This window comes from Paenibacillus catalpae (assembly GCF_900112695.1).
In the GTDB taxonomy this organism is placed as follows: Bacteria; Bacillota; Bacilli; order Paenibacillales; family Paenibacillaceae; genus Pristimantibacillus; species Pristimantibacillus catalpae.
The window spans coordinates 228,775-255,611 of record NZ_FOMT01000005.1 but is presented as its reverse complement, the minus strand read 5'-3'; the positions used below and the strand labels follow the sequence as shown (position 1 = coordinate 255,611).

Annotated in this window: 31 protein-coding genes; 9 read left to right on the top strand and 22 right to left on the bottom strand. The window is 48.9% G+C overall.

What is annotated here, in order from left to right:
- Positions 1 to 36 precede the first annotated feature (36 nt).
- The 5 genes from BM200_RS22525 to BM200_RS22505 all read right to left on the bottom strand — a co-directional run bounded on the left by BM200_RS22525 (position 37) and on the right by BM200_RS22505 (position 4,314).
- Positions 37 to 1,290 carry an aspartate kinase gene (locus BM200_RS22525; protein ID WP_091188906.1) on the bottom strand — a complete coding sequence of 418 codons (1,254 nt, stop codon included), beginning with the start codon at positions 1,288 to 1,290 and terminating at the stop codon, positions 37 to 39.
- A gap of 245 nt (positions 1,291 to 1,535) precedes the next feature.
- Positions 1,536 to 2,096: an elongation factor P gene (efp, locus tag BM200_RS22520; protein WP_091188905.1), complete on the bottom strand. Its 561-nt coding sequence runs from the start codon at positions 2,094 to 2,096 to the stop codon at positions 1,536 to 1,538.
- A gap of 36 nt (positions 2,097 to 2,132) precedes the next feature.
- Positions 2,133 to 3,206: a M24 family metallopeptidase gene (locus BM200_RS22515; RefSeq protein WP_091188904.1), complete on the bottom strand. Its 1,074-nt coding sequence runs from the start codon at positions 3,204 to 3,206 to the stop codon at positions 2,133 to 2,135.
- A gap of 14 nt (positions 3,207 to 3,220) precedes the next feature.
- Positions 3,221 to 3,667: a type II 3-dehydroquinate dehydratase gene (gene aroQ, locus BM200_RS22510; RefSeq protein ID WP_091188903.1), complete on the bottom strand. Its 447-nt coding sequence runs from the start codon at positions 3,665 to 3,667 to the stop codon at positions 3,221 to 3,223.
- A gap of 95 nt (positions 3,668 to 3,762) precedes the next feature.
- Positions 3,763 to 4,314, bottom strand: coding sequence for a YqhR family membrane protein (locus tag BM200_RS22505; protein WP_091188902.1), 552 nt, complete (start codon positions 4,312 to 4,314; stop codon positions 3,763 to 3,765).
- 170 nt (positions 4,315 to 4,484) lie between these two features.
- Here BM200_RS22505 and BM200_RS22500 point away from each other — a divergent pair, with 170 nt between their 5' ends.
- Complete coding sequence (locus BM200_RS22500) at positions 4,485 to 5,444, top strand: DUF1385 domain-containing protein (RefSeq protein ID WP_175532972.1); 960 nt, start codon at positions 4,485 to 4,487, stop codon at positions 5,442 to 5,444.
- Between the two features lie 30 nt (positions 5,445 to 5,474).
- On the top strand, positions 5,475 to 5,771 hold the full coding sequence (locus BM200_RS22495; RefSeq protein ID WP_091188901.1) for a hypothetical protein: 297 nt from the start codon (positions 5,475 to 5,477) through the stop codon (positions 5,769 to 5,771).
- Here the strand turns inward: BM200_RS22495 and BM200_RS22490 are convergent.
- Complete coding sequence (locus tag BM200_RS22490; protein ID WP_091188900.1) at positions 5,765 to 6,694, bottom strand: patatin-like phospholipase family protein; 930 nt, start codon at positions 6,692 to 6,694, stop codon at positions 5,765 to 5,767. The genes BM200_RS22495 and BM200_RS22490 overlap by 7 nt on opposite strands.
- Before the next feature lie 296 nt (positions 6,695 to 6,990).
- On the opposite strand from BM200_RS22490, the gene BM200_RS22485 reads away from it, so the two are divergent.
- Entirely contained in the window at positions 6,991 to 7,581 is a 591-nt protein-coding gene (locus BM200_RS22485) for a uracil-DNA glycosylase family protein (RefSeq protein WP_091188899.1), read from the top strand.
- 333 nt (positions 7,582 to 7,914) lie between these two features.
- Here BM200_RS22485 and mntR read toward each other — a convergent pair whose 3' ends face one another.
- The 11 genes from mntR to BM200_RS22430 form a co-directional block, all read right to left on the bottom strand.
- On the bottom strand, positions 7,915 to 8,337 hold the full coding sequence (mntR, locus tag BM200_RS22480) for a transcriptional regulator MntR (protein ID WP_091188898.1): 423 nt from the start codon (positions 8,335 to 8,337) through the stop codon (positions 7,915 to 7,917).
- A gap of 108 nt (positions 8,338 to 8,445) precedes the next feature.
- Positions 8,446 to 9,162, bottom strand: coding sequence for a cytochrome c biogenesis CcdA family protein (locus BM200_RS22475; RefSeq protein ID WP_091188897.1), 717 nt, complete (start codon positions 9,160 to 9,162; stop codon positions 8,446 to 8,448).
- A 21-nt stretch (positions 9,163 to 9,183) separates the two neighbouring features.
- Positions 9,184 to 9,993 (bottom strand): metal ABC transporter permease, encoded by an 810-nt coding sequence (locus BM200_RS22470; protein ID WP_091188896.1) that lies wholly within the window; start codon positions 9,991 to 9,993, stop codon positions 9,184 to 9,186.
- Entirely contained in the window at positions 9,977 to 10,777 is an 801-nt protein-coding gene (locus BM200_RS22465) for a metal ABC transporter ATP-binding protein (protein ID WP_091188895.1), read from the bottom strand. The genes BM200_RS22470 and BM200_RS22465 overlap by 17 nt, the downstream gene beginning before the upstream one ends.
- 31 nt (positions 10,778 to 10,808) lie before the next feature.
- Positions 10,809 to 11,789 carry a metal ABC transporter solute-binding protein, Zn/Mn family gene (locus tag BM200_RS22460; RefSeq protein ID WP_091188894.1) on the bottom strand — a complete coding sequence of 327 codons (981 nt, stop codon included), beginning with the start codon at positions 11,787 to 11,789 and terminating at the stop codon, positions 10,809 to 10,811.
- Positions 11,790 to 12,043: 254 nt separating this feature from the next.
- Positions 12,044 to 14,038: a methionine--tRNA ligase gene (gene metG / locus BM200_RS22455; RefSeq protein WP_091188893.1), complete on the bottom strand. Its 1,995-nt coding sequence runs from the start codon at positions 14,036 to 14,038 to the stop codon at positions 12,044 to 12,046.
- Positions 14,039 to 14,412: 374 nt separating this feature from the next.
- A complete protein-coding gene (gene yidD, locus BM200_RS22450; RefSeq protein ID WP_091188892.1) occupies positions 14,413 to 14,685 on the bottom strand; it encodes a membrane protein insertion efficiency factor YidD in 273 nt (90 codons plus the stop codon).
- The gene (locus tag BM200_RS22445; RefSeq protein ID WP_091188891.1) at positions 14,685 to 15,122 is read right to left on the bottom strand and encodes a Fur family transcriptional regulator; all 438 of its coding nucleotides are present in this window, start codon (positions 15,120 to 15,122) and stop codon (positions 14,685 to 14,687) included. Before BM200_RS22445 ends, yidD begins: the two co-directional genes overlap by 1 nt.
- Positions 15,123 to 15,215: 93 nt before the next feature.
- The gene (locus BM200_RS22440; RefSeq protein ID WP_091188890.1) at positions 15,216 to 15,440 is read right to left on the bottom strand and encodes a hypothetical protein; all 225 of its coding nucleotides are present in this window, start codon (positions 15,438 to 15,440) and stop codon (positions 15,216 to 15,218) included.
- A 35-nt stretch (positions 15,441 to 15,475) separates the two neighbouring features.
- Positions 15,476 to 15,676, bottom strand: a complete 201-nt coding sequence (locus tag BM200_RS22435; RefSeq protein ID WP_091188889.1) for a hypothetical protein — start codon at positions 15,674 to 15,676, stop codon at positions 15,476 to 15,478.
- A gap of 111 nt (positions 15,677 to 15,787) precedes the next feature.
- Complete coding sequence (locus BM200_RS22430; protein ID WP_091188888.1) at positions 15,788 to 16,237, bottom strand: Hsp20/alpha crystallin family protein; 450 nt, start codon at positions 16,235 to 16,237, stop codon at positions 15,788 to 15,790.
- 159 nt (positions 16,238 to 16,396) lie between these two features.
- Between BM200_RS22430 and BM200_RS22425 the strand changes: the two genes are divergently transcribed.
- From BM200_RS22425 to BM200_RS29775, 6 genes are all read left to right on the top strand, one after another.
- Positions 16,397 to 16,627 (top strand): spore germination protein, encoded by a 231-nt coding sequence (locus tag BM200_RS22425; RefSeq protein WP_015843867.1) that lies wholly within the window; start codon positions 16,397 to 16,399, stop codon positions 16,625 to 16,627.
- Between the two features lie 3 nt (positions 16,628 to 16,630).
- On the top strand, positions 16,631 to 16,834 hold the full coding sequence (locus BM200_RS22420; protein WP_091188887.1) for a spore germination protein GerPB: 204 nt from the start codon (positions 16,631 to 16,633) through the stop codon (positions 16,832 to 16,834).
- A gap of 15 nt (positions 16,835 to 16,849) precedes the next feature.
- Positions 16,850 to 17,527, top strand: a complete 678-nt coding sequence (gerPC, locus tag BM200_RS22415) for a spore germination protein GerPC (RefSeq protein ID WP_091188886.1) — start codon at positions 16,850 to 16,852, stop codon at positions 17,525 to 17,527.
- A 16-nt stretch (positions 17,528 to 17,543) separates the two neighbouring features.
- Positions 17,544 to 17,765 carry a hypothetical protein gene (locus BM200_RS22410; RefSeq protein WP_091188885.1) on the top strand — a complete coding sequence of 74 codons (222 nt, stop codon included), beginning with the start codon at positions 17,544 to 17,546 and terminating at the stop codon, positions 17,763 to 17,765.
- Positions 17,766 to 17,776: 11 nt separating this feature from the next.
- Entirely contained in the window at positions 17,777 to 18,190 is a 414-nt protein-coding gene (locus tag BM200_RS22405) for a spore germination protein GerPE (protein ID WP_091188884.1), read from the top strand.
- A gap of 120 nt (positions 18,191 to 18,310) precedes the next feature.
- Positions 18,311 to 18,442 (top strand): sporulation protein YjcZ, encoded by a 132-nt coding sequence (locus tag BM200_RS29775; RefSeq protein ID WP_139230825.1) that lies wholly within the window; start codon positions 18,311 to 18,313, stop codon positions 18,440 to 18,442.
- Between the two features lie 183 nt (positions 18,443 to 18,625).
- On the opposite strand, the gene BM200_RS22400 is transcribed toward BM200_RS29775, so the two are convergent.
- From BM200_RS22400 to glgB, 5 genes are read right to left on the bottom strand one after another with little or no spacing between them, the layout of a single operon-like run.
- Positions 18,626 to 20,590, bottom strand: a complete 1,965-nt coding sequence (locus tag BM200_RS22400; protein ID WP_091188883.1) for a glycoside hydrolase family 15 protein — start codon at positions 20,588 to 20,590, stop codon at positions 18,626 to 18,628.
- Positions 20,572 to 22,035, bottom strand: coding sequence for a glycogen synthase GlgA (gene glgA / locus BM200_RS22395; RefSeq protein WP_091188882.1), 1,464 nt, complete (start codon positions 22,033 to 22,035; stop codon positions 20,572 to 20,574). The genes BM200_RS22400 and glgA overlap by 19 nt, the downstream gene beginning before the upstream one ends.
- Positions 22,036 to 22,074: 39 nt before the next feature.
- Entirely contained in the window at positions 22,075 to 23,187 is a 1,113-nt protein-coding gene (gene glgD / locus BM200_RS22390) for a glucose-1-phosphate adenylyltransferase subunit GlgD (protein WP_091188881.1), read from the bottom strand.
- Positions 23,184 to 24,353 (bottom strand): glucose-1-phosphate adenylyltransferase, encoded by a 1,170-nt coding sequence (locus tag BM200_RS22385; protein WP_091188880.1) that lies wholly within the window; start codon positions 24,351 to 24,353, stop codon positions 23,184 to 23,186. The genes glgD and BM200_RS22385 overlap by 4 nt, the downstream gene beginning before the upstream one ends.
- A 15-nt stretch (positions 24,354 to 24,368) precedes the next feature.
- Complete coding sequence (gene glgB / locus BM200_RS22380) at positions 24,369 to 26,276, bottom strand: 1,4-alpha-glucan branching protein GlgB (protein WP_091188879.1); 1,908 nt, start codon at positions 26,274 to 26,276, stop codon at positions 24,369 to 24,371.
- Positions 26,277 to 26,837: the final 561 nt, after the last annotated feature.

Genomic DNA, 26,837 nt, shown 5'->3' with positions numbered 1-26,837 from the left:
TGAAACTGCACGGCCACTTTCCTATAAATTCGGATATTAACGACGGTCTTGAGGTCCGCCGACAAATACTTGCTCAGCTGTATCCAGGCCATAAGCCGTATGAAGAGCGCGTACCACTTCTTGCAGCGGTTCTGCTGCGATAATGCAGGATACTTTGATCTCGGAAGTACTGACCATCTTAATGCTGACGCCAAGGCCCGAAATCGCTGCAAACATCGTAGCGGCAACACCAGGGTTGCTGACCATGCCAGCGCCAACGATCGATACCTTAACCAGGTTATCTTCCGAAGTTACTTCATGAAATGGCACTTCGCCGCGGATTCCGTTGATCACATCAACCGCGCGGGCTACGTCATCTCCCGATACCGTGAAGGAGAAATCCGCTTTGCCGCTTTTTACGCCGCTTTGTACAATAACGTCAACGTCGATGCCGTTATTCGCCAATGCACCAAATACTTTAGCGAGTACGCCGGGCTCATCCTCAACGCCGAGAATGCTGATTCTTGCTACATTTTTGTCAAAAGCGATGCCGCGTACGACTACGCCTTGCTCCATGACCGCTTCCTCCTTCACACTCGTACCTTCATTTTGCGTAAAGCTGGAACGTACAACAAGCTTCACATTGTTATGCTTAGCGTATTCCACCGCACGAGGGTGAAGAACGGCAGCACCCAGATGTGCGAGCTCCAGCATTTCGTCGTACGAAATTTCATTTAATTTGCGAGCGCATTTCACTACCCGCGGGTCGGTGGAATAAACACCGTCTACGTCCGTGTAGATTTCGCATACATCCGCATTAATAGCTGCGGCCAGCGCTACGGCTGTCGTATCCGAACCGCCGCGTCCGAGCGTTGTAATGTCGCCGTCTTCCGACATGCCTTGGAAGCCTGCTACAATGACAACATTGCCCGCATCGAGTTCCCTGAACAAACGATCAGGACGAATATCCGTAATCTTCGCCTTGCTGTGTACGGCTTCCGTGCGAATGCCAGCCTGCCAGCCTGTCAGCGATACGGCTTGATGGCCAAGCTGGTGAATCGTCATCGACAATAATGCAACCGATATTTGTTCACCTGTCGTGAGCAGCATATCCATCTCCCGCGCCGGCGGGTTCGGGTTAAGCTGCTTCGACTGATCGATTAAATCATCCGTTGTATCTCCCATAGCGGAAACAACAACAACTACGCGGTTACCCGCCAGCTGGCTGTCTACTATCCGCTTCGCAACACGCTGCATCCGCTCCGGTGTTCCTACCGAGCTTCCGCCAAACTTCATCACTATCAACGACAAAGCTGATTCACTCCCAACCTTGACATATAACATACAAGACAATATTATACCACAACCCTGGCATGTCTGGGTATATGCGCCTAGCAATTTTTGTCGAACAAAGTGAAACGGCTGCTCCTCCCTTTGGAAGCGCGGCGCGTTTCATTCCGGATCAAATAAACCCAGTATAGTGTCATCTTATACAATCTTATATTTAAAGAAAAAGCCGCTCGAATCCTGGGATTCGAACGGCCTGTCCTTATGTTCTAAGCACGGGAAATGTATTTGCCTTCGCGCGTATCGATCAAAAGCACGTCGCCTTCGTTGATGAACAGAGGAACTTGAACGTTCAGGCCTGTTTCAACTTTTGCGCTTTTCGTAGCGCCTTGTGCAGTGTTGCCGCGAACGCCTGGCTCTGTCTCAACAACTTTCAGCTCAACGCTGTTTGGCATTTGAATGCCGATGATTTCGCCTTTGTAGCTCGAGATGTTAACATTCATGTTCTCCTTCAGGAAGTTCAGTTCCCACTCGAGTTGTTTGTAGTCCAGACCAAATTGGTCATAAGTCTCGTTATCCATGAAAGTGTACTCATCGCCGGAATTGTACAGGTATTGTACTTCACGGTTCTCGATGATCGCACGGCCGATTGTTTCGCCTGCACGGAAAGTTTTCTCTACAACGTTGCCGTTGCGGAGGTTTTTCAGTTTGGAACGAACGAATGCCGCGCCTTTGCCTGGTTTAACGTGCTGGAACTCGGTTACCGAGAAAATATCGCCTTCCACTTCAACAGTCAAACCTGTTTTGAAATCGTTAACTGAAACTGTCACTTCAAATTCCCTCCTGAAATAGCTGCTTAATAGTCCTTAACCCAGAGTAATCAATTGTTTCGGGGATGAGGTTAATATTTTAATACCGGATTCCGTGATGACGATATCGTCTTCGATCCGCACTCCGCCAAAACCGGGGAGGTAGATGCCTGGCTCAACCGTCACAGTCATTCCGGGGGTTAAAATCGTATCGCTGTTTCTTGCAAGGCGCGGGTACTCGTGAATTTCCATGCCGAGTCCATGGCCTGTGCTATGACCAAACTTGTCGCCATAACCGTATTTGGTAATGATATCGCGGGTAAGCGCATCAGCCTCATGGCCGGTCATGCCCGGACGAATATTTTCCAGAGCATGAAGCTGTGCTTCCAGAACGATGTCATAAATTTCGCGATGCTTATCCGTTGGTGTCCCAACCACTACCGTACGGGTCAGATCGGAACAATATCCTTTGAAATAAGCGCCGAAATCAAGCTTTACAAACTCATTATTGCCAATTACCCGCTCACTAGCCACGCCATGCGGCAAAGCAGAGCGTTCGCCGGAAGCTACAATCGTGTCAAAAGAGGATGATGTTGCGCCACCTTTGCGCATGAACATTTCCATCTCTAGCGCAATTTCGCTTTCCTTCACGCCCGGTTTGATGAACTTCTGCACATGCTGGAAGGTTGCATCGGCCAAATCAGCCGCTTCCTGCATAATTTGCAGTTCTGCATCGTCTTTAATCAGCCGCAGCTCTTCGACAAGGCCGGGTACCGGTATCAGATTTATGTCACCCAAAGCTTCGCTCCAGGCGGCAAATTGGCTATATACGACCTGATCCTGCTCGAATGCTGCCGCGCGGATCCCTTTACCTGCAAGCAAATCCCGGATATCCGCCATTACTTTCGTTCCATGTTCAATGACCTGGAAGGAAACCGCCTGCTGCGGTGCCTGCGTCATATAGCGGAAATCCGTAAACAGAAATTGCTCCTGCTGCGTAATCACAACCGTACCGGATGATCCCGTAAACCCGCTGAGGTAACGCCGATTGTGCTCGCTTCCGATAATGATCGCTTCGAGGCTTTGCTTGGCCATTACTTGTCTCAGCCGATTAACTCTTTCGAGTGTCATAGTAAGCTCCCCTTTCACGCTACACCATTTTGAAGCTTTGCAACAAGCGCTGCAAGTCCAAGCTCATAGCTTTTACCGCCAAAACCGGCAATTTGACCAATTGCCACCGGCGCAATGACCGATACATGACGGAAAGCTTCACGTTTATGTATATTGGACAGATGCACCTCAACAACCGGCAAAGCAACCGTGCTTAACGCATCTCTTAGCGCATAGCTGTAATGCGTCAGCGCACCCGGATTAATCAGAATACCATCCGCTTGCCCAAATGCACTATGTATCCGGTCAATGAGGGCGCCCTCGTGATTGGATTGGAAAAACTCCAGCTCCACGCCGAGCTGCAATGCTTGTTCGCGCAATTTCGCTTCGATCTGGGCCAGCGTCTCTGTACCGTACACACCTGGCTCGCGTACACCAAGCATATTTAAGTTAGGCCCGTTTAAAATAACAATTCTAAGCAATTTCGCACCTCCCAATCAGCCGAATCTCGCACTTAGCCAAAGATCATTAGCCATTTTACCACAAATGACCGCTTCTTGAGAAGCCGCAACCTGAGTCAATGCGCCCCAATCGGTTCCCTCGACGCTTCATCGGTAAATTCAAAGGCAATGGAGTATCCGATAAAGAGCCCCCATAATAGGAAGATACACAATTCGGAGAACAGCGTGTTCCAGCCCGCAACCGTGATTTGGCGCGAAATACCGAGTGCCGGTCCAAGCAGGAGGAAGATCACCGCCCACCATCCGAGGCCATAGAATACCCCGGGCCAAGGTCCCTTCAATTTGCCCAGAAGTACTTTATAAAGAAGGGATGCCAATATGGAAAAGACGATATAGCTTGCGATGCCGATGACAATCCCCCAGCCTGTCTTCAAATAAGAAGACTTAAAGAAGGGATCAACTAATAATCCGGGAAGCTCGGTTGTAAATTTCAATTCATAAAATAACCAGCGGATGACTCCCCAGACCAATCCTGCAAAAAATCCGATCATACTGCTGAACATCCAGGGATTCGTCTGATGCTCCCCTTCATATTGCCTGCTGTGATGACCTGATTTTGTTTGCTGATTGTTCCCTCTGACATTCTCTTTTGCACCTGATGCTGCCATTCATTTTGCCTCCATTCATGATCCGCTTTTAGCCTTCTCCTAGTATGCAACGTTAGCTCCGCGGATAACCAACATGATGGCGTTGGCAAATATACAAACGATCAAGTACAATAGATTCATACCTTTCGTCACCTGATCGGGACGATACTATTAAGGAAGGTGACAAGCTCTTGTCTCAAAACACTAGAAGCATTTACGGCGGACAAGCTGTGATCGAAGGCGTCATGTTCGCAGGCAAGCATGTAAATGTAACCGCGGTACGCAGGAAGAACGATGAGATCGTATTTTACGAGGTACCCCGCACGACTCAGCGGTGGATTCAATCGCTTAAAAGGATTCCTCTCGTCCGGGGTGTTGTCGGAATTATCGATTCCAGCGCCAAGGGCTCCCAGCATTTGAATTTCTCCATGGAGACCTATGCGGAGGATGAGACTTCGGATATGTCAGAGGCAGACAAGGCCGCCGCTCAGAAAAAAGAGAAATCCGGCTGGAGTCTCGCCATGATCGTAGGCGTTGCCGCTGCAGGCGTTATTTCTTTCATATTCGGCAAGCTGCTCCTCACCGCTGCTCCGGCAGCGCTCGAAAGTTTAATGTTCGAGAATGTATTCGAGAACAAAATTGGTCATAACCTGTTAGAAGGACTTATTAAACTCATTATCCTGCTCGTTTACTTATATCTCATGTCTATGACGCCGCTGATTAAACGGCTTTTCCAATATCATGGAGCAGAGCATAAAGTAATCAGCGCATACGAAGCCGGCGAGGAATTAACGGTCAGCAACGTACAAAAATACAGCAGGCTGCATTACCGCTGCGGCAGCAGCTTTATCATTTTTACCGTTATCGTAGGGGTTATCATCTATTCCCTTCCTATTTTCGACTGGGATACGATCTGGGAGCGCGTCTACATCCGGATACTGCTTCTGCCGGTTACACTCGGTATCTCTTATGAAGTACTCCGATGGACGAACGCTCTTCGTGATGTGCCGGTATTGCGCTACCTTGGTTATCCTGGGCTGTGGCTTCAACTGCTCACAACAAAAGAGCCTAAGGATGATCAAGTGGCCGTATCCATCGCTTCCTTCAACCGGATGCGCGAGCTTGACAAGCAAATGAGCATGAAAGCTTAATCCATTCAAACATAAAGGACAGGTGATATTATGCCGCGGAGATGGAACGCATCGTCTATCGTCGTACTGACCCTTTTGGCAATCGGGATTTTATACGGAATCGGACAGCATCTCACTTCGTTTCTAATTCCCATTATTGTACTGGGCGTCATTTTCCTGCTGTATAAATATCCGCCTAACACATGGGGTACCCGTGTCCGGGTCAGACAGCAGCCTTATGTGAGACAGACCAGAACGACACCACGGCAAAAGCCGAAGTCCCGCCGGGCGCCGTTCCGCGTTATTGATGGCGGCAAAGATGACGATGATCTGCCGAAGTATCACTGACGGAATCCTTCAAAAAACTGATTTGCCGCTTGAAAGCCGGACTTAAACAGCTTTTCCGCCATCCCTTCGGGCAGATGGAATTGAGTTGTCCGAACGCCTAAGGTCGGAATCTTCACCGTCCGCTCACGGGCATATTTTTTAATGTAACGCTCATCATGAGCTTGCATCATCGTCTCGAATATCGCTTCAAGCATAGACAACGGACCGCGTATTTCATGCGGTTCGTTGTCGTTTTTACCGACCATTTGGAATCCTACCGTCGGAACCGGATTTGTCCTCCCCGCCTGCTCCTGATCAAACAGCCACAGCGGGAAGTTGCTCAGCAGCCCGCCGTCTACAATATAAGCCTGGTGAAGCTGGGGCTTCTCTTTCCCCTTATTGGTTAACGAATGAAGCTTGGAATAACGGACGACTACCGGGTCGAAGAAATAAGGAATGCTTGCGCTCATCCGGACTGCACGGGCAACGCTCAGCTTCTTCGGGTCCATTCCGTAAATTTTAATATCTTCCGGCAAAACGAGCAGTCTCCCGTTCGTAATATCGGAAGCAACAATGCGAAGCTTGCAGTCCGGCAAATCCCCGAACGTTTGAATCCCCTTTGCCTCCATCAGGCGAGAAATCCAATATTCCAACGCTTCACCGCTATATAGACCTTTCTTAATCAGCAGCCGCAATGCGGGACTTATCACTTTCATATTAAAAATGAAAGACCTTTTTAGAAAAGACGAGAATGGTGTAGTCTCCACAATTCTCTTGATATCCAGGCCGCTGTAATTCGCCGCAATCAGCGCTGCAATAATAGCCCCGCTGGAAGTCCCAGCCACCCGCTCAAAGCCGATTCCCTGCATCTCCGCCGCTCTGACCGCTCCTGCCAGCGATATGCCCTTCACTCCTCCGCCTTCAAACACCGCATTAATCTTCACTTCCGCATCCTCCTCCGGACAACGGAAGCAGCGTGGATTCGGCTTCCATCAGAAGTATATATGCAGGGTAGAATTGTCTACATGTTATGGTTGTGAGAAAATATGATCAGAATAAGCACAATCCTAACATATATAGGAGCTATGAAATGGCCAAAGTGCGTTTATTGGATTTCTATCATTTTGCCTTTGAACAGACCTTTTATATGATCAACGATAAGCTTAAGAAAAAATTGTTCTTGAGTTACTGTAAATGGTTCAATCTTGAGGAAAATATGTAAACAACGGAGAATCAAAACATGAGCTTTCAAGAAATAAAAAAACAAATTGAGATGTGTCAGGACTGCAGGCAGAAGTTTGGTTTCACTCCAGTCCCCATTTTCCATGGGAAGGAACAGTCAAAAATTATGCAGATCAGTCAAGCTCCCTCCAAGAAGGTGCATGAAACCGGCCGGCCGTTTAATGACCCGTCGGGAGCCAAACTGAAGTATCAGTGGTACCAAATCACGGACGATATTTTCTACAATGAAGATAATTTCTATATTACGGCGCTGGCTCACTGCTTTCCGGGCAAACATCCAAAGGGCGGAGACAACCCCCCACCACTTGCCTGTGCGAATAAATGGCTGGCTAAAGAAATCGAAATGGTCGATAACCAACTCTACATCATTATTGGGGCCCGGGCAGCAAAATACTTATTTCCAAAAGATAGCTTTGAAGATTTGATATTCAAAAACTCTCTGTTTAATGGCAAGCCAACCATCGTCCTCCCCCATCCTTCTCCGCTTAATATTAGATGGTTCAAATCCCACCCGTCGTTCGAGGAAAAAAGAGTTCCCGAGATCAGGGAGATGGTTTGGGATGTGCTTGGCATTAAAGGCATTGATTGATGTCTGGATTGTACATTGTGCAATGTAATTAGCTCTAAACACCTTACCATGCAGGCTGCATTGTATATTCTGCAGGATATTCAGCCTAGAGGCACTTACAAAGGCAGGTAATCATTCTATATACTGCATAATGTACAACATACAGATAAAAACCTCCTAGTAATTGGAATATACATTGCATATTATACAACGTAGCTGCAACTTGAGTTGTTTGCTTGCTATAAAGCCCGCCGATTTCGCGGCGGGCTTTTTAGGTTGTCTGTTCATACCCAAGCCGTAGGCTGCCATGACCAACAAGGCAACTAAAAAAGCCCGCCGCAAGCGGCGAGCTTTTCACTCGGTTTCAAGTTCAGTCCGGATCCCTCTCAGCTCGTCAAGGCGAGATGGCTCACGGTTAAAGTATTCGACCAATGTCTCTATACAAGTAATCGAATCCCAGCTCAAATGATGCTCGATGCCTTCTACATCGCGATAAATATTCTCTTCCTGAACACCGATAATCGTCAGGAATGACTCCAGCAAATGATGGCGGTCAACAAGCCGCTTGCCCATCTTTTTTCCTTTGCTTGTCAGAACAAGTCCGCGGTATTTCTCATAAATCAAATAGTTGTCTTTGTCCAGCTTCTGAATCATCTTGGTGACAGATGAAGGATGCACCTCAAGCCCTTCGGCAATATCCGAAACGCGCGCATAGCCTTTCTCATCTATAAGCTTATAAATACGTTCCAAGTAGTCTTCCATGCTCGGAGTCGGCAATGAAGAACCCCCTAACCCTGCATTCTACACCTTGTCTCATGGCGTTACTCTAAGTATCATACACTGATTTTTAATGCCACTGCAACTCGATTTGATCACGCCACGCCATTAAAACTTCAAAAAAGCAGGAGTTACCTGGTTCAGCCAAATCGTAATTTTAGTCATCTGATCGGTAAACAAAAGAATCCCCATCAACACCATAACGCCACCGCCTATCCGCATAACAACCGACGAATATTTCAGCAGCCAGCGTGCCGAACCGAGGAAGAAGGCGAGTGCGAAGAATGGAATCGCAAAGCCAAGCGCATACGAAGTGGTAAGCTGGAACCAGGTTCCAGGCTTAGATGCAGCCAGAGCAAGAATCGCGGTTAGCGCAGGACCGATACATGGCGTCCAACCTGCCGAGAAACCGATCCCGAATATAAAGGAGCCGAGATAACCTGTCTTCTTCGACGGATCAAAGTTGAAGCGGCGTTCCTTCATCAGAACCTGCGGTTGGAAAATCCCGGCGAGGAACAACCCCATTAATACGATCAATATGGCAGAAAGCTTACGGATAAGATCCTCATATTGGCTGAAAAACTCTGCGAACACATTGGAGCCGTAGCCCAGTGTGTAATAAACGGTACAGAACCCGAGAATGAAAAACAAGGTATGCGACATCGTTCTCATTCTCATATGGGAGGTATGGTTATTTTGCTTCAGATCACTTACGGAAATGCCGGTTATGTAAGATAAATACGAGGGGTATAAAGGCAGGCAGCAAGGCGAGATAAATGAAGCAAAGCCGGCGCCAAACGCCAGCCATACGTTAATGTTATCCAAAGTTAAACACCTCAGTCGAAGTTAACTGCCCATCCTCATACCGCGCTTCAGCAGCATAAGAACAAGCATAATCGCAATCAATAACAACACGATTGTACCACCCGGCGCAAGGTTCCATACGCCTGCCAGCATCAGTCCAGAGACAACAGCAAGCTCGCCGATAATAACGACCGTAATGACGCTTTGACGGAAGCTGCGTGCGATAATCAGGCTGCAGGCTGCAGGAATGGTGAGAAGAGCTGAAACAAGCAGCGCTCCAACGATTTTAATAGACGCGCTAATGACAAGTGCAGTAAGCACGCTAATCATAACATTATAGAACCGAACGGGCAAGCCGCTTACAGCTGCCGCATCTTCGTCAAACGTCAGCAGAAACAGCTCCTTCTGTTGGGAAATGATCGCAATGAGCACCACGACGGTTACGACGGCAATCGTAATCAAATCCACATTATCGAGGGTAAGAATACTGCCGAATAAATAGCCGTTCACGTTCACATTATAGCCTCTGCCCATTGTAAATAAAATAGAGGCGAGCGCAACGCCGCCTGACATAATAATCGCTATGGACAATTCAGCATAGGATTTGTAGGTCTTCCTCAGCTTTTCAATAAAGAACGAGGCAATAATCGCGAATATTAAGCCGACGGCAACCGGGTATACGCCAAGCAGGAAGCCAAGCGCCACCCCCGCAATCGAGACATGGGACAACGTATCCCCGATCATCGATAAGCGGCGCAGCACCAGAAATATGCCCATAAGCGGTGCCGTTATCCCGATGAGCACACCTCCAATCAGTGCCCGCTGAAAAAACTCACTAGCTAAGATTTCCAACCGTAACGACCTCTCTCCTGCTCTCCATTTGTTGACGGAGCTCCTTCAAGCTATGCGTCAAATCATTCTCTACGCAATCCTGCAGCTCATGCGAATGCTTCTTGTAAAACTTCAGCTTGCCGCTCTCTGCCGCAGGCTGCTGGCCCAAATAGGACCGGATCATCTCCATATCATGCGATACCATCAGAAACGTAATATTATGATGCTGATGCATGTGCTTGATCATATGGAAGAAACCTTCCTGCGTCTCAGAATCAATACCAACCGTAGGCTCATCCAAAATAAGAAGGGAAGGGTTGTTGATCAGCGCTCTCGCCAGGAACACACGCTGCTGCTGTCCTCCGGATAGCTCGCCAATCCGTTTCATGGCCAAATCCTCAATGTTCATCGCATGCAGCGCATCGTCACATTTTTTCTGATCAGCCTTTGTAATTTTGCGGAACAGCTTATTCCGGCTGTACAGTCCGGACAACACAACCTCACGAACCGTAGCCGGAAACAAGGGGTTAAATGAATTTTTTTGCGGGACATAACCGATCCGGTCCCATTCCTTAAATTCGGATACCGGCTTGCCAAACAGGCGGATCGTACCGCTCTCCGGCTTGAGCAGCCCGACGATCATCCGCAGCAAAGTGGTTTTACCTGCACCGTTGGAGCCGATAAGTCCAATGAAGTCACGTTCTTTTACCGAGAAATTAAGCCCTTTATGAACAGCTTGATTCTGATAGGAAAACGATACGTCCTCAAGCGTTATGATATCTTGATGGCAACTGTTGTTTTGCATCGTTGTCCTCCTCTCTCTTGCCAATACCTTCTTATTGTTCCTGTAATCCGGTCAATAAATTTTGCAAATTTTGTTCCATCAAAGTCAAATAATTTTCCCCTGCTTTTTCCTGTTTTGGAGTAAGACCCTCGATCGGATTAAGAACCAGAAGCTTGGCATCCGTCTCATTAGCGATTGTCTTTGCCAGGTCAGGAGAGACCAGCTCTTCGAAATAAATATATTTAATCCCTTCCGATTTCACGATCTTTGCAACATCCAGCAAATCTTGAGCCCGAGGCTCTGCATCAGGCGACAGACCGGTAATTGCAATTTGCTTCAGGCTGTAATCTCTGGCCAAATACCCAAAGGCTTGATGGGATACGACAATCGATTTATGGGGAGCGGCTGCTAACTGGCTCTCAAACTCATCGTTCAGCGCTTCCAGCTTTGACACCAATTCCTTATAATTGGCTTCAAATTGATCCTTATGGGCAGCATCCGCCTGTATCAGGCTGTTTTTCACATTCGCCGCCATAATGATAGCAGACTTTGGACTTACCCAGGTATGCGGATCCACATCGAGATCATGATCATGTTCTTCATCGGCATGCTCTTCATCGGCATGCTCTTCATCCGCATGTTCTTCCTCTTCTTCGGGGTTACCGTGAATCAAATCTATTCCTGTACTCATCTCTGCCGCGATGAGACCGCTGTTCTTCGGCAGACCTTTCAGGAAGTCATCCGTCCAGCCTTCCAGCCCGGCGCCGTTATACAGAAACAGCTGCGCTTTCGAAGCTATCGTCAAATCTTGACTCTTGGGTGTCCAGTCATGCGGTTCAACGCCAGCCGGTATAAGGTTAACGACATTGACATTGTCGCCACCGATCTCCGACGCCAAATAATAAAGCGGATAGAAGCTAGTTACAACATTGGTCTTGCCTTCAACAAGCGTTTTATTCGAGTTATTCCCGCAGGCTGACAAAACTACAGTTACGGCCAGCAGCAGCAGGCTGATAGATTTCGTATAACGCATTCGTATAATCTCCATTTCCATCTCTCTATTTAGTAATCGTTACTATTACGTTTAAGATTATACGAGCGGGGGGAGACCCTGTCAACCCACAATATCTACTTATTCAACAAGCTTCGTATAGTTGGAACCTATCCACTTATATTTGTGATTATACTATTTACTACTATTAACACGCTTGTACCCGGCCATACGTCCGTACGCAAGAGAACCGCCGCGGATCCAAGATCCGGGCGGTCCTTTTCATTACTTTATCCCTATTTCACGATTGCACCGTTTGGCATGTCATCCGGTACTGTCGCAAGCGTCAATTGATCCCCATGCGATGCAGCAAGAATCATCCCTTGCGACAGCTCTCCGCGCAGCTTCACAGGCTTCAGGTTAGTCACGCAAATGACTTTGCGGCCAACCATTTGCTCCGGTGTATAAAACTTCGCTATACCCGATACTACCTGGCGCTGCTCATAACCGAGATCCAGCTGCAGCTTCAGCAGTTTATCGGCTTTTTGTACCGGCTCGGCTGCAATAACCTGCGCAACCCGAAGCTCCACCTTCGCGAAATCTTCAATTCCGATTTCTTCCTTCGATTCCACGGCAGGAGCCGCTGCTTGTGCAGCTTGGTCAGCTGCAGGCGCTGCAGCTTCAACCTTAGCGGCAGCCCCGCCGCCCATTGCAGCAGCGATATAAGCTACTTCCTCGGCAGCATCCAGACGCGGGAAGACCGGTGCTCCCTTGCTGACACGTGTGCCGCCTGGAAGTTGACCAAAGTCCTTCGTGCTGTCCCAAGTCGTTAGCTGGCCTTCCTCAAGACCAAGCTGGCGCCACAGCTCTCGAGGAGCATGCGTCAGGAACGGTTGGAGCAGAATCGAGATGATTCGGAGCGACTCCGCGAGATGATACATAACGGAAGCCAGTTCTCCCTTCTTCTCTTCATTCTTCGCAAGTGCCCAAGGGGAAGTTTCATCGATATATTTGTTCGTACGGCTCACAAACTGCCAGATGGCAGCAAGTGCAACCGAGAATTCCATCGTCTCCATTGCCGCTTCCACTTGGCGGACGGTTTCTGCAGCCAGCACTTGAAGCGATTCGTCAAACTCCGTGACATTCCCGCCGTATGCCGGAATCTCGCCATCGAAATATTTGTCGATCATCGCTACCGTCCGGTTGAGCAGGTTGCCAAGGTCATTGGCCAAATCGAAGTTGATCCGATCAACAAAGTTCTCTGGCGTAAAGGTTCCATCCGATCCAAATGGCACCTCCCGAAGCAGATAATAACGGACCGCATCCAAACCATAACGGTCGATCAGGGTTACCGGATCCACGACGTTGCCTTTCGATTTCGACATTTTGCCATCCTTCATCAGAAGCCAGCCGTGCGCGAACACTTTCTTCGGAAGCGGCAGACCAAGCGCCATCAGCATAATTGGCCAATAGATCGTATGGAAGCGGACAATTTCCTTGCCGACAAGATGCACATCGGCCGGCCAGAAGCGGTCATACAGATCGCTGCTATTGCCTTCTGCCCCATAACCAAGAGCTGTAATATAGTTCGACAGCGCATCGATCCATACATAGATCACATGCTTCGGATCCCCCGGAACTTTAACACCCCAGTCAAACGTTGTACGCGATACCGCCAGGTCTTCAAGGCCCGGCTTAATGAAGTTGTTGATCATCTCGTTCTTGCGCGATTCCGGCTGAATAAACTCCGGGTTATCCTCGTAATGCTTCAGAAGGCGGTCTGCATATTTGCTCATCCGGAAGAAATAGCTCTCTTCCTTCACCAGCTCAACAGGACGTCCGCAGTCCGGACAGTTGCCGTTCACGAGCTGACGCTCAAGGAAGAAGGATTCACAAGGCGTACAGTACCAGCCTTCGTATTCGCCTTTGTAAATATCGTCCTGCTTCAGCAATTGGGCGAAAATTTTCTCAACCGCCTCTTTATGGCGAGGTTCTGTCGTGCGGATGAAATCATTGTTCGAAATCTCCAGCTTTGACCAGAGCTCCTTGATGCCATTTACAATATCATCAACAAACTGCTGCGGCGATTTATTCTTGTCTTTCGCATTACGTTCAATCTTCTGGCCATGCTCGTCGGTACCCGTCAAATACCAGACATCATATCCGCGGAGACGCTTGTAGCGGGCCATTGCATCGCCAGCCACCGTTGTATACGCGTGCCCGATATGCAGCTTGTCGCTTGGATAATAAATCGGTGTCGTAATATAAAAGGTCTTGTTATCGTTACCCATTCTAATTCCTCCATTATTTTCTAATTAAGTTACGAGAACGCAAAAAACTCCCGTCCAACATGGGACGAGAGTACATTCACTCACGCGGTACCACCCAAATTCCCGCTGCGCTTAGTCATTTAACCAGGAGCACAGCAGCTTCGTGCGCCGCCAGTTAGGCGGCAGAGCTGTTAACGCCAGCTTCGCGCCATCTCCTAACCCAGGCATGCAGGCTCGGAAACAGATTCTCCGGGACCATCTTCGGATGTTTATCCATACCGGCTTCCAGCGTCTTGCCCGGCTCTCTGTCAAGGACTATGCATCGTACTCATCCGTTCATCGAATATACCAAATATGCTTATATGACAAAATATAACCAATCAGGAGCTCCATTGTCAAGGAGCAGCCGTACCTCCCGCTTCTCCGTGCTCACCGGGTACGGGCGGAACGGGATCGTAACCCCCCGGATGGAACGGATGACAGCGTGCAATGCGCTTCGCGGCAAGCCACGAGCCTTTAACAGCCCCATGCTTCTCCAACGCCTCAAGGGCATATGCCGAGCAAGTCGGATAGTAGCGACAGGTTGGCGGGGTGAGCGGTGATATCACTTTCCGATAGAAGATAACCGGTGCCTTCAGCACTCTTACAGCTGTACGGCTCCCGGCCATCAGTTTACTCCAGCCGCCGAATCTTCCTGAATGCAATCCTTGCAGTAGCCAAACACTTCAAACTTATGCTTCACAACCCGGAAATCATCAGGTATTGCCGTCTGTTCCATCGGGCAGAACGTGATCGGATACGTCCGGCCGCATTGCAGACAAATCATGTGATGGTGATGTTCGTTCTCTCTGCAGTGAAGCTTGAACTTCACGCCATCCTCGAAGATCACCTGCTCGATTACGCCAAGCTCCTCCATAACGCGCAAATTGCGGTATACGGTATCAAAGCTTAATCCTGTGTAGGATTTGCCCATATATTCATAAACTTCTTTAGGTGCCAAGTAGCCCGGAGTTTCCGCGAATAATTTGGCCAACGATTTACGCTGATCCGTAATGCGTAATCCTTGTCCGGCCATCCGTTGTATAATTTCTTCTATTGTATGCAAGGTAAGAACCTCCGACAAAAAAGTCTCTTTCTATTCATAATGCCGAAAAAAAAGACTCTCGTCAATGAGAGCCTCTCCTGCGGCACGGCATCATCAGCCATTCAGCCGCATGTTTATCAGAAAACTTGCACACATAGCCAGAAATAACACGAGACTTAGGACCGATACGAATTTGCGTCTCTTCTTCGCCGCTGCATGGCGCTGCACGCCTGCCGGATCCTGTGCCGCTTCCGCAACGGACCGGTGCATGAACAATAGCGTAATGACCGATGCCACGAAAAACATATTAACTACAAACCAGATTGCCGTCCACATCATAACGGGCACACCCCCTACTCATCTGCAGATACCCGCTATAAATACCACTTGTTCAAAATAATCATTAATACGATAAAACTGACGATCGCTCCTGCAAAGCAAATCCAGCCATAACGGAAGCGCTGCTGGAACATGCGCAGAATGCCAAGACTTAATAACCCGAATATGAGCAATAGAAAGACGACCCCGATAATAAATAATGAAGCAGAGATGTCACTGACATCGACTAAAGTCACTGCATACACTCCCCTATGTAATAATGCAAGTACACACTATTAGCATTATAAGGGATTGTCCAGCAGTTCGCCAGCCGCAAAGAGTAAGATTTCGTGACAAAAGGCCCTGGGTTAGCGGCCTTTCAACCATCGGATATCCGCCTCATAATAAGCGCCAGCCCGAGGCTTCTTGCGCAGCTTCACTTGTAAAATATAATTTTTGACAGTCGCCTGGCATATGGTTGGCTTAACAAGCTTAGGCAGCTTGATTATTTCCTTCTGCTGGTTAGGAAGTCCTTCAATCCGTAATCGGTCGTCCCGAACGTACAGGCGAAGCTCATCCCGGCTTACTTCACGCGGGAGGTGGAACTTCACGAGCAGGAAGTTATGCGTTTCAAAGAAAGATATCCCTTCATCTGCCTCCGCCTGATCCATGATGGAACTAGCTGCGGCAGGCAGCGACTTGGTCATCATTTTCCGGACAAATTTCTCCACCCAATCCGGTTCCTTCATAACATCAAAGCCCTTCGGCAAACGCTGGCCGTCCAGCCACCTCTCAAGCTCATCCCATTTGTTGTCCACGATCCGTTCACCTCCTGCCATTCCTTCTAACATATGCGAGGTTTGGCGGGGCGGCTACTTCCTTTAGGCGGGCAGCTATCCACACGGGCGGCGGAACCTCTGGGCGAATGCCGCATACGATAATATACGAGACGCTTTAAGGGAAAAGGGTGAGTATGCATGCCTTCTATCGTTGGATTTGTCAAAGTCGTAAGTGTCGGCTCAAGTGCCGTCGTTCAATTCGGTGACGCCGTGCAAGTATCGCCATCCAGTCAGACCAAAACCTATGCAGGCTCCGGCTCGTTCCTGACAGGAAGCCTGGCAAATTCGAACAATGCGGTCAGCGCGACCAACACGCTTGATCCGGACGTTCAAGACAACTCTCAGAACAACCTGGAAACCGTGGTGTAGAGTATGAACTGGACCATTTATCAGACCATCACCATACAGCAGCTTAGAGTAAACAGTGTGTCCAACAGCGCTGTTCTGCAAGTGGGAAGTGCGGGATCGATCCGGTCCTTATCACAAATGTACAATTCAGGAGGGTTCACGGGTCCTGCGCCGCAGCTCGGGGAAGAAAGCCCGCTCTCTCTTGTTCCGCTTCCTGATCCCGCCTAATGAGAGGAGGCTATCATGATGCAGCAGCAGCCGCCCGGCAACGGTCTGTCTCCATGGCAAGCCTGGTCACTTGAGCTTCAGACGAAGCTCAAAGCGCAGCAGACTCAAATCTATTCGCTGGAGCAGCAGCTCGCTATTCTTTGCGAGCAGCTGAAGCAGATAGAGAGCAAGCCCACTTATCATATCGAGAAGCTTGAATACCATTTTGACCAATTAAAGGTGGAGAAGCTTGAAGGCACGTTAAATATAGGAATGACCCCGCCCGGCATGCCAAACGGTGATGGAGACATCGAACAGCTGTCTGTCCCTCCGAAGACTAACACTTATCCGGCAGCCGCATCCAGCTTTACCCCGCCTTCTGAGCCTTATGCGGATGTACGCGCAGAAGTGGACCGGTATTTAAACCTCCGTGGGATGCAAAACCTTGTCGCGCTGGAAACGGAATACGGGGTTGAGCTTGATCCTTACCATCGCCGGATGGTACTGGAGGATATACGCAAGCAGCTTCCTTCCCGCATTCATTTCTATATGCAGCTGAAGTCTGGAGAAGCAGAATCAGGCACAAACGGCCAGGAGCAGGAGCCGCAAACCGAGCAGCAGAAAAAAGAAGTGATTTTATCCAAGACGATACGAGATGCAGACGCCGCCATGCAAAGATATATCCAATTACTGAAAAATGGCAGCGGCAGCTGACGGGAGATGGTTGGCAATGGTGAATTTCACCGTTCATAATTGCGGTTTAACCGTAGGCACTATTGAGATATTAGGTGTATCGGCAGCCTCTATGTTCCAGATTGGCGATTCTGATTATGTCACCTTATATTCGATGTTTGATACACCGCCTGAATCGGTTATTGCCGGACCGATAGCCCCGCTTCCCGTTCCGGAAGGGGAAGCGGATGCAGTTGGCGAAGCTCCGATGGCCGGTTAGGAGATATACGCATGATACAGCAGAATTATCCTATACGCCTCACGCAGATTGGTCTGGTGTCCGTGGTTGATTGCTCCATCGGGGCCATTATCCAATTCGGAGACCGCGCGGAAGGAACACCTAAGCTTAACGCTCTTGCCGTACAACGTGCCATTGATCATACCAAGGCCGGGAGTGTCTATTTCGAATCCTACGAGATCTTCAACCGTCCGCTTCCGAAGCTTATAGACCCGGTTGCAGACGCTGGGGAGGATGTTAGTATCAGGCGGTTTAACCATTGCCCGCGTATTAACGTAGGCTGCATTTATGTGACGGCGGTTGGCTCCACCGCGAGCCTGCTTGCCGGCAATGCCATGCGGACAACCGCAGAGTCGCGGATCAAGCATATCAGGCAGTATGAGAAAACATTGATTAACGTCACTTAGGCGTTTTCATCAAAACCATATGCGCAGGTACAAATATCCAATTCCAAAAAGCCCTCCCTTCATATATTGGTCTTGTGAATGGTAATCACACCAACAACAATGACTCGGGAGGAATGAACAATGGGATACCCTGTAGCAGGCGCTAATACGGGCTATGCACCGGTTCAAGGAGTCTGGAACAATAGTGCAGCCTACATCCTTGTTCTATTTGTATTGCTGGTCATCATCATTCGTACTTGCAACTTCTACTAAGAGGCGCTGCAGTGAATGATTCAGGTACGGGAATTCCGTTTTCAATAAAAATAGCGGTGCAGAGAACAATCTCTGCACCGCTATTTTTTCTTCAACAGATTGCGGGCAAGCAAAAGCCACCCGGCTTCTGGCTAGCACCCATCGTCATTTAATGAATTATGGGACAACCTCTTTGCATCTTCATTACGGTTTGGCAAGCTCTTTGTACTTGGCTGCATATTTGCTTACGCTTTGCACAAAGGTAGCATGCGACCAGGTGAGCGGAGCAACGGACAACGGAGAACCGTCATACGGATTAAGCTGTTCCGGAAGCAGACCGCTCGACAACGCATGCTCAACGACCCACTCAAGCGTCTTCATAGGACCTTCCAGATCGGCAAGCGTTTGCGCGGATTCAATTTCATAATTGGCCACCCATAACGTACAGATAATCCATGGGTTGCCCGGCACTTGATCAATCTCTCCGGACTGCTGGAAATAATAATCATTCGTGTACCTGGCAATACCGCCAATATTCGTCCGGATCTGCAGACCATCCTTGATGGCGTTCATCGTCTTCTCCACGCGTTCATCATGAACGGACAAGACACCAAACTCCCACAGACCAAATACACTGCTCTCCAGCGTCATATCCTTCACCCAGCGGTTATCCCTCTGAACGAGTCCTCGCGCAAACCGGCCGGATTCCTCATCCCATAGATGGGTTAAGATGCCGTTCTTGATCGTATATGCTGTGTTTCGGTAATGATCGCTCCGCTCGTAATCTCCGAACAATTCGGTAAAGAAAGCGCCAGCCATAAGTCCGGCGTAAACAGAAGCAGCCGTATACGTCCAGATTCCGTAACGTTCTTCCCATAGATCATAGCTTGGCTTCGGAAGAGAAAGCTCCGGCTCGATATATTCGCTAAGGAAGGAAGCCGCTTTGCGGATCAGATTGCTGTAGAGCGACTGAGGCAGCTCAATAACCTGATTACGCGAGTAGTCCTGCCACAAGGCAAACAGGACAAGCGCTGTCTCATCCTCCTGGATCGGAATCCTCTGGCTTCCCTTCACGATATACGGATGCCAGCTGGAACCGACTGTTCCGTCCGGATTGTACTTGTGGTACAAATAACCATCCGGCGAGAGTGCGTTCGCGCAAAAATGGAAGAACGGGGCAATTACGCTCTGGTATCCGGCCAGTGACATGGCCTCGGCAATGAGCGCGCCGTCACGCGGCCACATATAGCTGTAATGATCCCTATTGTACTGCAGGATATCCGTATCGTTGGCAGCCAGTATCGCGCCGCGTTCATCCACCTGCGTCCGGACAAGCAGCAAACTATGCTTGAACATCCGGATGACATCCTTGGACAGGTCGCCAAGATCGGTCTCGGAGCGCTGCAGCCAATGCTTCCAATAGATGACGATCCGGCTGAGCAGCTTCTCCGGATGATTATCCTTCACATATTTATGAAGGGTCTTCACTTCCTCCAGATTTTTGCCTACCGACATCCAGTAATACAGCGTCTTCTCGCCATTGGCGGGCACAGTTGTGCGCAGTCCGATTGTACTGTCAACGGAGCCCTGGGCAATCGTATTGCCCATCAGCACGCCGTCCTCCGCGTCACGCCATGTTCCTTCGGCGGAATGGAATCTTTTGATGCCTGTGGAATACTGCATAATGCCGCCTTCATCCGTACATCCGCTGAACATAAAGTAGTTCGAGCGCTTATAGTGGAACATTGTATTATTTTCCGGGTAATAAGCTGCCGTGTCTCCTACTTCTGATCCTTCAATCATCAAATCCTGATGGAAGAACAGCCGGGCTTCCCGGCTTTCATTCCTCCTGTTGCGCACAACAACCCGCTTAATGTAAATACATTCACGCTGATGAATACCGTCATTCATATGCAGTTCAACGCCTAGTCCCTCGTGCTTTGCAATGATATTCGTCACGAGGGAATCCTCGATATAATTAAGCTCGAATGTCCACTCTTTCTCATCCAGCCAAGAGAATGCGCCTCCGATCCAGATCCCGAACCGGCAATAGTGTCCGCCCACATGGTTAAGCTGTCCGACATACGGAAAATAAATATCCCGAATAAAACAATGTTGATCCAAATTGAGCAGCAGTTTTCCATTGCCGATTACAAGGTGACGGGCCATCTTTCAGTCCCCTTTCGAGAAACAAGAAGTTGTTCATACAAGGCCATATAAGCTTTTGCCGAGCGGCTCCAGCTGTAATCTTCCTTTCCGGCATTGTCCACGATGCGGCGCCATGCCGCTTCATCACGGTAGAAGTGCAGCGCCCGTTTGAGCGTGTACCAATAATCATCCGCATTATAATGCGTGAAGCTGAAGCCGTTGCCTTCCCCGGTAACTTCATTATAGGATAGCACCGTATCCTTTAGACCGCCGGTTTCCCGAACAACAGGAATCGACCGGTAACGAAGCGCCAACAGCTGGCTTAAACCGCAAGGTTCAAACCGGGAAGGCATGAGGAAAATATCCGACCCCGCATAAATCCTTCTTGCCAGACGATCATTATACCCAAGCCATACCTTGAATTTATGCGGATAAACTGCGGCGAACCAATTCATGCTATCCTCATACTGCCTCTCCCCTGCTCCAAGCACGACAACCTGGACATCCTCCTGTAATAGCTGGTCCAGCTTGGAGGTGATCAGCTCCAGACCCTTAGGCTCAACCAGACGGCTGACGATGCCAAGGAGAGGTACGTCTTCCGATTCGGGAAGACCAAGCTCCGCCTGCAGGGACAGTTTGTTTTTCCGCTTGCGGGCAATAGAGGAACGATAAGGCGTATGTAGGGCGTCATCATTCATCGGATCAAACAGTTCGGTGTCAATACCGTTCAAGATACCCGACAAATCGCCGGAGCGTCCCCGCAGCAGTCCGTCAAGGCGCTCGCCGTACTCCCAGCTTTGAATTTCCTTCGCATAGGCGTCACTAACCGTGGTCAGTTTGTCCGCATAGACAAGCCCGCCTTTCAGGCAGCTTGCCGCGCCATGGAATTCGAGGCTGTCGGCGGTAAAAGTGTCATCTCCCGCGCCAAGCAGCTCCTTCAGCAGGTCAATGCCAAACAAACCTTGATACATAAGGTTATGAATGGTAAACACCGATTTTACGCCTTCCCATCCCGGATCATTGGCATAACGGGTACGGAGCAGGAATGGAATAAGTCCGGCCTGCCAGTCATGACAGTGGACAATATCCGGATGGAAATCCATATAACGGACCGATTCCATCACGGCAAAGCAATAAAAGACAAAGCGCTCGGCATCATCGCCATAACCGTACAGCCCTCTGCGCCTGAAGTAGAATTCATTATCGATTAAGTAGTAGATGACACCCTCGATTTCCGCCCTCATTAACCCGCAATATTGATTCCGCCAACCGAAATTCACCTGAAACTCTGCAATTCTCTCAAACTGCTGAATATGATTTTCAGAGATTTCCTCATACTTCGGCATAATGATTCTAGCATCGGCTCCCCGCTGCTTAAGCGCCTTTGGCAAAGCACCTGCTACATCAGCAAGCCCCCCCGTCTTGGCGAGCGGATTGGCTTCGGAAGCGGCCATTAATATATTCAATCTGATCACCTCATACCCTATCCATATTTATATTGCTTTTTATATAATTTTGCGTTTGCCTGCAAGAAACGGGTTATCGGAGGAACCGCGGATATCACGGTCATACTGCACACGTACATCCTTATCCAGGATGCAGTGCTGGACAAGACTGTTCTCGCCGATGTCGCCGTTTTGCATAATAATGCTGTTGCGGACAACAGCTCCTTTGCGAACATGGACACCGCGGAACAGAATACTGTTCTCTACCGTTCCTTCTATTCGGCAGCCGTTTGCAATAAGCGAATTTGAAACCTTCGAGGTGCACAAATAACGCGCAGGCGGTTCGTCTTTACCCTTCGTAAAGACCGTTCCAGGCTGGAAGAACAGCTCCCGCCAGACCTCTGGGCGAAGCAGGCTCATATTGCTTTGATAGAAGCTCGACAACGTATTGACAACCGCCAGATAACCCTCGTGCAAATATCCGTATACCCGAAGCTTATCGATTCTCGAAAAAATCGCATGCCGGACCAAATGGTCCTGCCCCTGTGCCAGTGAAGTCTCCACCAGCTCCATAAGCAGATCTTTTCTCATAATGTACATCTCCATGGAAGAGAGGCTGCTATGCATTCTGCCGTAATGATCCTGCATAGCTGTGATTCTGCCGTCCGCATCCATCTTCATCTTGCGCGCCTTGCCGCCCATCAGATCGGCATCTTCCTTGCAAACAACCGTAATATCCGCTTCACGCGCCTTATGCGCTTCAATAATCGGCTCGAAGTCAATATTGCATACCATATGACTGCGGGCGATCACGACATATTCGAGCGTGGAACGGTTGAAATAATCACGGTGCTGATAGAAATGGTATAAGTCTCCGCGGCTGACCTCCTGAATATCATCCGTTGCCGGAGGAAGCAGGAATAATCCGCTTTGACGATTATTTAAGTCCCAATGGTCGCCGGAACCGACATGATCCATTAGAGAACGGAATTTCGTATGTGCGAATACGGCTACTTTATTGATTCCCGAATTCACCATGCTGGACAAGATGAAATCAATAAGCCGGTATCTTGCGCCAAACGGCACAGTAGCAAGGCAGCGGTTCTGGGTCAGCCGCTCCATATCATCTGTTTCGTGAATAAGATTAATAACGCCCATTACTTGATGTTTCATGACGGCTCCACCTCCAGCAGCACAGGTTCATTGGTTACTAATTCTCCTACAGCAACAACCGTTATAGCATCATCATCGGGACTGCCGATGCATACGCCATCTTCAATTACAGCACCTTCGCCAATAATCGCTCGATAAATGCGGGCGCCTTTTCCAATTTGTACATTCGGCATAATGACCGATTCATATACAATACTGTTCTTGCCGGTATTCACGCCAAAAAACAAGACCGAACGCTCAACTACGCCTTCAACGATGCAGCCTTCCGTCACCATCGATGAGGACACGCTTGCACCGGAAGCAATATATTGAGCCGGCCGGTTCGGGCTGACCGAATAAATGCGCCAATCTTTATCCGCCAGATCAAGCGAAGGGTTATCATCCAGCAGATCCATGTTGGCTTCCCATAAGCTGTCAATAGTGCCGACATCCTTCCAATAGCCGCGGAACGAATAAGCACTCAGATGCAGGCCGTCTCTCATCATCGCGGGGATGACATCTTTGCCGAAGTCATGGCTGGAATTTCGGCTGCCCTCGTCATAAATCAAGTATTTTTGCAGAACGGACCAAGAGAAAATATAAACGCCCATCGACGCAATATTGCTGGTTGGGGTTTTAGGTTTTTCCTCGAATGCTGTAATCCGGTCTTCGTCATCGACATGCATGACACCAAACCGGCTTGCTTCCTTCCATGGCACCTCAATGCCTGCAATCGTAATATCTGCTCCTGTTTTTTTATGATGCTGCAGCATGAGATCGTAGTCCATTTTATAGATATGGTCACCCGAGATGACCAGGACATAGTTTGGATCGTAGCGTTCGATAAACGCCATGTTTTGATAAATCGCGTTAGCCGTTCCTTTATACCATACGCCGCCTTTTTGCTTCACATAAGGAGGCAGGATGGCCATACCGCCATCCTTGCGGTCGAGCCCCCACGGGCTTCCAATGCCCAAATACCGGTTTAGTTCCAGCGGCTGATACTGCGTCAACACTCCTACAGTATCTATACCGGAATGCGCGCAGTTGCTTAACGTAAAATCAATGATGCGGTATTTCCCTCCAAAATACACCGCCGGCTTTGCCAGATCCTTTGTGAGAACGCCTAGTCGCTTGCCTTCTCCTCCTGCAAGCAGCATTGCAACCATTTCCTTTTTTCGACCCATGACACCAACCCCTTCTTAATGTGTGTCCCCACTCGCAAAGCTGAACAACTGGAAGGATAGAGGGGGGAGATAGATGGAAATGCTCTGGTTATAGCCGTGCCATCCCATTTTCTCGCTGTTATATTTCTTTAAAGACCGTGAATCGGAACCTCCGAACTGTACCTCATTGCTGTTTAGGATCATGCGATAACAGCCCGGCTGCGGCACGCCTAATCGATAATGGGTATATCCATTTCTGGAGAAGTTGGCAACCGTAACGGTAAAGCCATGCTTGCCATAACGAATGAAAGATATGATCGATTGTTCAGCATTATTCACATCAATCCATTGGAATGCAGTTGGGTCCTGATCCCTTTCCCACAGTGAGGGTTCATTGGTATAGACATGGTTCAAAGCTTTAACGTACTTATGCATCTTACCGTGAAGCTCATAATCCAGCAGCTTCCAGTCGAGTGGGTCGCGGTCCTTCCATTCGTCGAACTGTCCCCATTCTCCGCCCATAAATAGCAGCTTCTTGCCGGGATGCGCGATCCAGTAACCGTATAATAAACGTAATTGGGAAAACTTCTCCTCGTAGGAGCCGGGCATCTTGTTTAGAAGCGAACGTTTGCCGTGCACAACTTCATCGTGCGAGAACGGTAAAACATAATTTTCTGAGAAAGCATACAAAAGCGAGAAAGTTAGTAGGTGGTGGTGGTGTGAGCGGTCAGCAGGATCAGTCGACATATAGCGTAATACATCGTTCATCCAGCCCATATTCCATTTAAAATTAAAGCCCAGCCCGCCTAAGTAGGTAGGTGAGGTAACTGCAGGCCAAGCAGAAGAGTCTTCTGCAATCATTAGTGCGTCTGGGTAGTAGTGAAATACGGTTTCGTTTAGCCGTTTCATAAAGCGGAGAGCGTCTAGATTGTCAATACCGCCATACTCGTTCCAGGTGAAGAGCTCGGGCGGTTTATCCATGTGGAGGTTTATCATGCTGGCGACGGCATCAATCCGAAGACCGTCGAAGTGGAACATTTCCATCCAGTAGATGGCGTTGGAGATAAGGAAGCTGACAACTTCATTTCGTTTGAAATCAAAGGCCAGTGTTCCCCATAAAGGCTTCTCGGCCAGCCGTTCGTCGTTCCCCTCGTAAATCGGGGTTCCGTCAAATCGCCTGAGCCCGTGATCGTCCTTGCAAAAATGACCGGGGACCCAATCCAGAATGACACCGATACCGTGTACATGGCAGCAATCGATAAAATGCATCAGCTGTTTGGGCTGGCCATATCGGCTGGACGGCGCATAATAACCGGTTATCTGATAACCCCAGGATTGGTCAAAAGGATGTTCGTTAAGCGGCATCAGCTCAATATGGGTATACCCCATCTTGGCTGCGTAAGGAACCAGCTGCTCGGCAAGCTCGTCGTAGGTGAGGAAATCCTCTTTCCCCTTCAGCTGCCAGGAACCGGCATGTACTTCGTAAACTAACAGTGGATTGGAGTAGGCTGGTCGTAGATGTTTGGTATCCATCCATTTCTTATCCCGCCATGCGAACCCGTTAAGATCAGACACAACGGAGGCGGTTCGAGGACGCCTTTCAGCGAGGAAAGCGTAAGGATCTGCTTTGAGCAGCCGCTGCCCGGAAGAGGTAACAATCTCGTACTTGTAAACAGCGCCTTCGCCAAGTCCAGGGACAAAGAGTACCCAAACACCGGTCGAACTAACGCGCTCCATTAACGAACCGGAACCATCCCAGCTGTTAAAATGGCCAACAAGACGAACTTCCCTGGCGTGCGGAGCCCACACTGCAAACCTGACGCCAAATTCACCATCCCAGTCCATTACATGTGCGCCCATGAACCGGAAACTGTGGTAAGCGCAGCCCTTGTTGAACAAATACAAATCGCTCATCAGAAGGCCATACGGTGCCGTTTGAATCATTTCCGACAATCGCCTCCATTGGGTTAGAATGGTACCGAATAAGGGTTTATTCTCTGGTAAATAGGGAGTTACCTTCATTATACATATTTTCATGAAAATAAACACCCCATTTTCAGAAAATGGATGTCACCTTATCTCACATTAATTTGATCATTTCGCTTTGAAACGCGATTGATGTAATAATGCTTGACACAGAGTCCCTTTGATACGGCTTGACTAGAACAGTTGATCCAGGTGCAATCGACCAATTTCTTTGTCCTGCGAGGCATAACGATAAGTGGATCGCCATGTCTCATCAGACGCTGATGGTGCATGGAGCACAGGTCTCTTGCTTTTATCGGTTTGGAGCAATTATCGATTCCGCATGTTTTCATGTTGTCTATTCCCCCTCGAAGCTTCAAACCTGCGTTGTCTAATCTTAACTGAGAAGAAAGGTTGATATAAAGCTCGCTGTTAGCTGATGAATCAATCATTTCTTCGCAGATATGCCATCTTCCGCACGATAGAACCGTTTCATGCCAGCAAGTTTAATTTATTAAACCATTTTGAATTTATTCTTGA

Coding starts and splice junctions, on each gene's coding strand:
- BM200_RS22515 (WP_091188904.1), bottom strand. CDS start 3,206: ATGACACTCGAAAGAGTTAATCGGCTGAGACAAGTAATGGCCAAGCAA.
- BM200_RS22505 (WP_091188902.1), bottom strand. CDS start 4,314: ATGGCAGCATCAGGTGCAAAAGAGAATGTCAGAGGGAACAATCAGCAA.
- BM200_RS22495 (WP_091188901.1), top strand. CDS start 5,475: ATGCCGCGGAGATGGAACGCATCGTCTATCGTCGTACTGACCCTTTTG.
- BM200_RS22485 (WP_091188899.1), top strand. CDS start 6,991: ATGAGCTTTCAAGAAATAAAAAAACAAATTGAGATGTGTCAGGACTGC.
- BM200_RS22465 (WP_091188895.1), bottom strand. CDS start 10,777: ATGCAAAACAACAGTTGCCATCAAGATATCATAACGCTTGAGGACGTA.
- BM200_RS22460 (WP_091188894.1), bottom strand. CDS start 11,789: ATGCGTTATACGAAATCTATCAGCCTGCTGCTGCTGGCCGTAACTGTA.
- metG (WP_091188893.1), bottom strand. CDS start 14,038: ATGGGTAACGATAACAAGACCTTTTATATTACGACACCGATTTATTAT.
- yidD (WP_091188892.1), bottom strand. CDS start 14,685: ATGGCCGGGAGCCGTACAGCTGTAAGAGTGCTGAAGGCACCGGTTATC.
- BM200_RS22440 (WP_091188890.1), bottom strand. CDS start 15,440: ATGATGTGGACGGCAATCTGGTTTGTAGTTAATATGTTTTTCGTGGCA.
- BM200_RS22425 (WP_015843867.1), top strand. CDS start 16,397: ATGCCTTCTATCGTTGGATTTGTCAAAGTCGTAAGTGTCGGCTCAAGT.
- BM200_RS22420 (WP_091188887.1), top strand. CDS start 16,631: ATGAACTGGACCATTTATCAGACCATCACCATACAGCAGCTTAGAGTA.
- gerPC (WP_091188886.1), top strand. CDS start 16,850: ATGATGCAGCAGCAGCCGCCCGGCAACGGTCTGTCTCCATGGCAAGCC.
- BM200_RS22410 (WP_091188885.1), top strand. CDS start 17,544: ATGGTGAATTTCACCGTTCATAATTGCGGTTTAACCGTAGGCACTATT.
- BM200_RS22405 (WP_091188884.1), top strand. CDS start 17,777: ATGATACAGCAGAATTATCCTATACGCCTCACGCAGATTGGTCTGGTG.
- BM200_RS29775 (WP_139230825.1), top strand. CDS start 18,311: ATGGGATACCCTGTAGCAGGCGCTAATACGGGCTATGCACCGGTTCAA.
- BM200_RS22400 (WP_091188883.1), bottom strand. CDS start 20,590: ATGGCCCGTCACCTTGTAATCGGCAATGGAAAACTGCTGCTCAATTTG.
- glgD (WP_091188881.1), bottom strand. CDS start 23,187: ATGAAACATCAAGTAATGGGCGTTATTAATCTTATTCACGAAACAGAT.
- BM200_RS22385 (WP_091188880.1), bottom strand. CDS start 24,353: ATGGGTCGAAAAAAGGAAATGGTTGCAATGCTGCTTGCAGGAGGAGAA.
- glgB (WP_091188879.1), bottom strand. CDS start 26,276: ATGATTCAAACGGCACCGTATGGCCTTCTGATGAGCGATTTGTATTTG.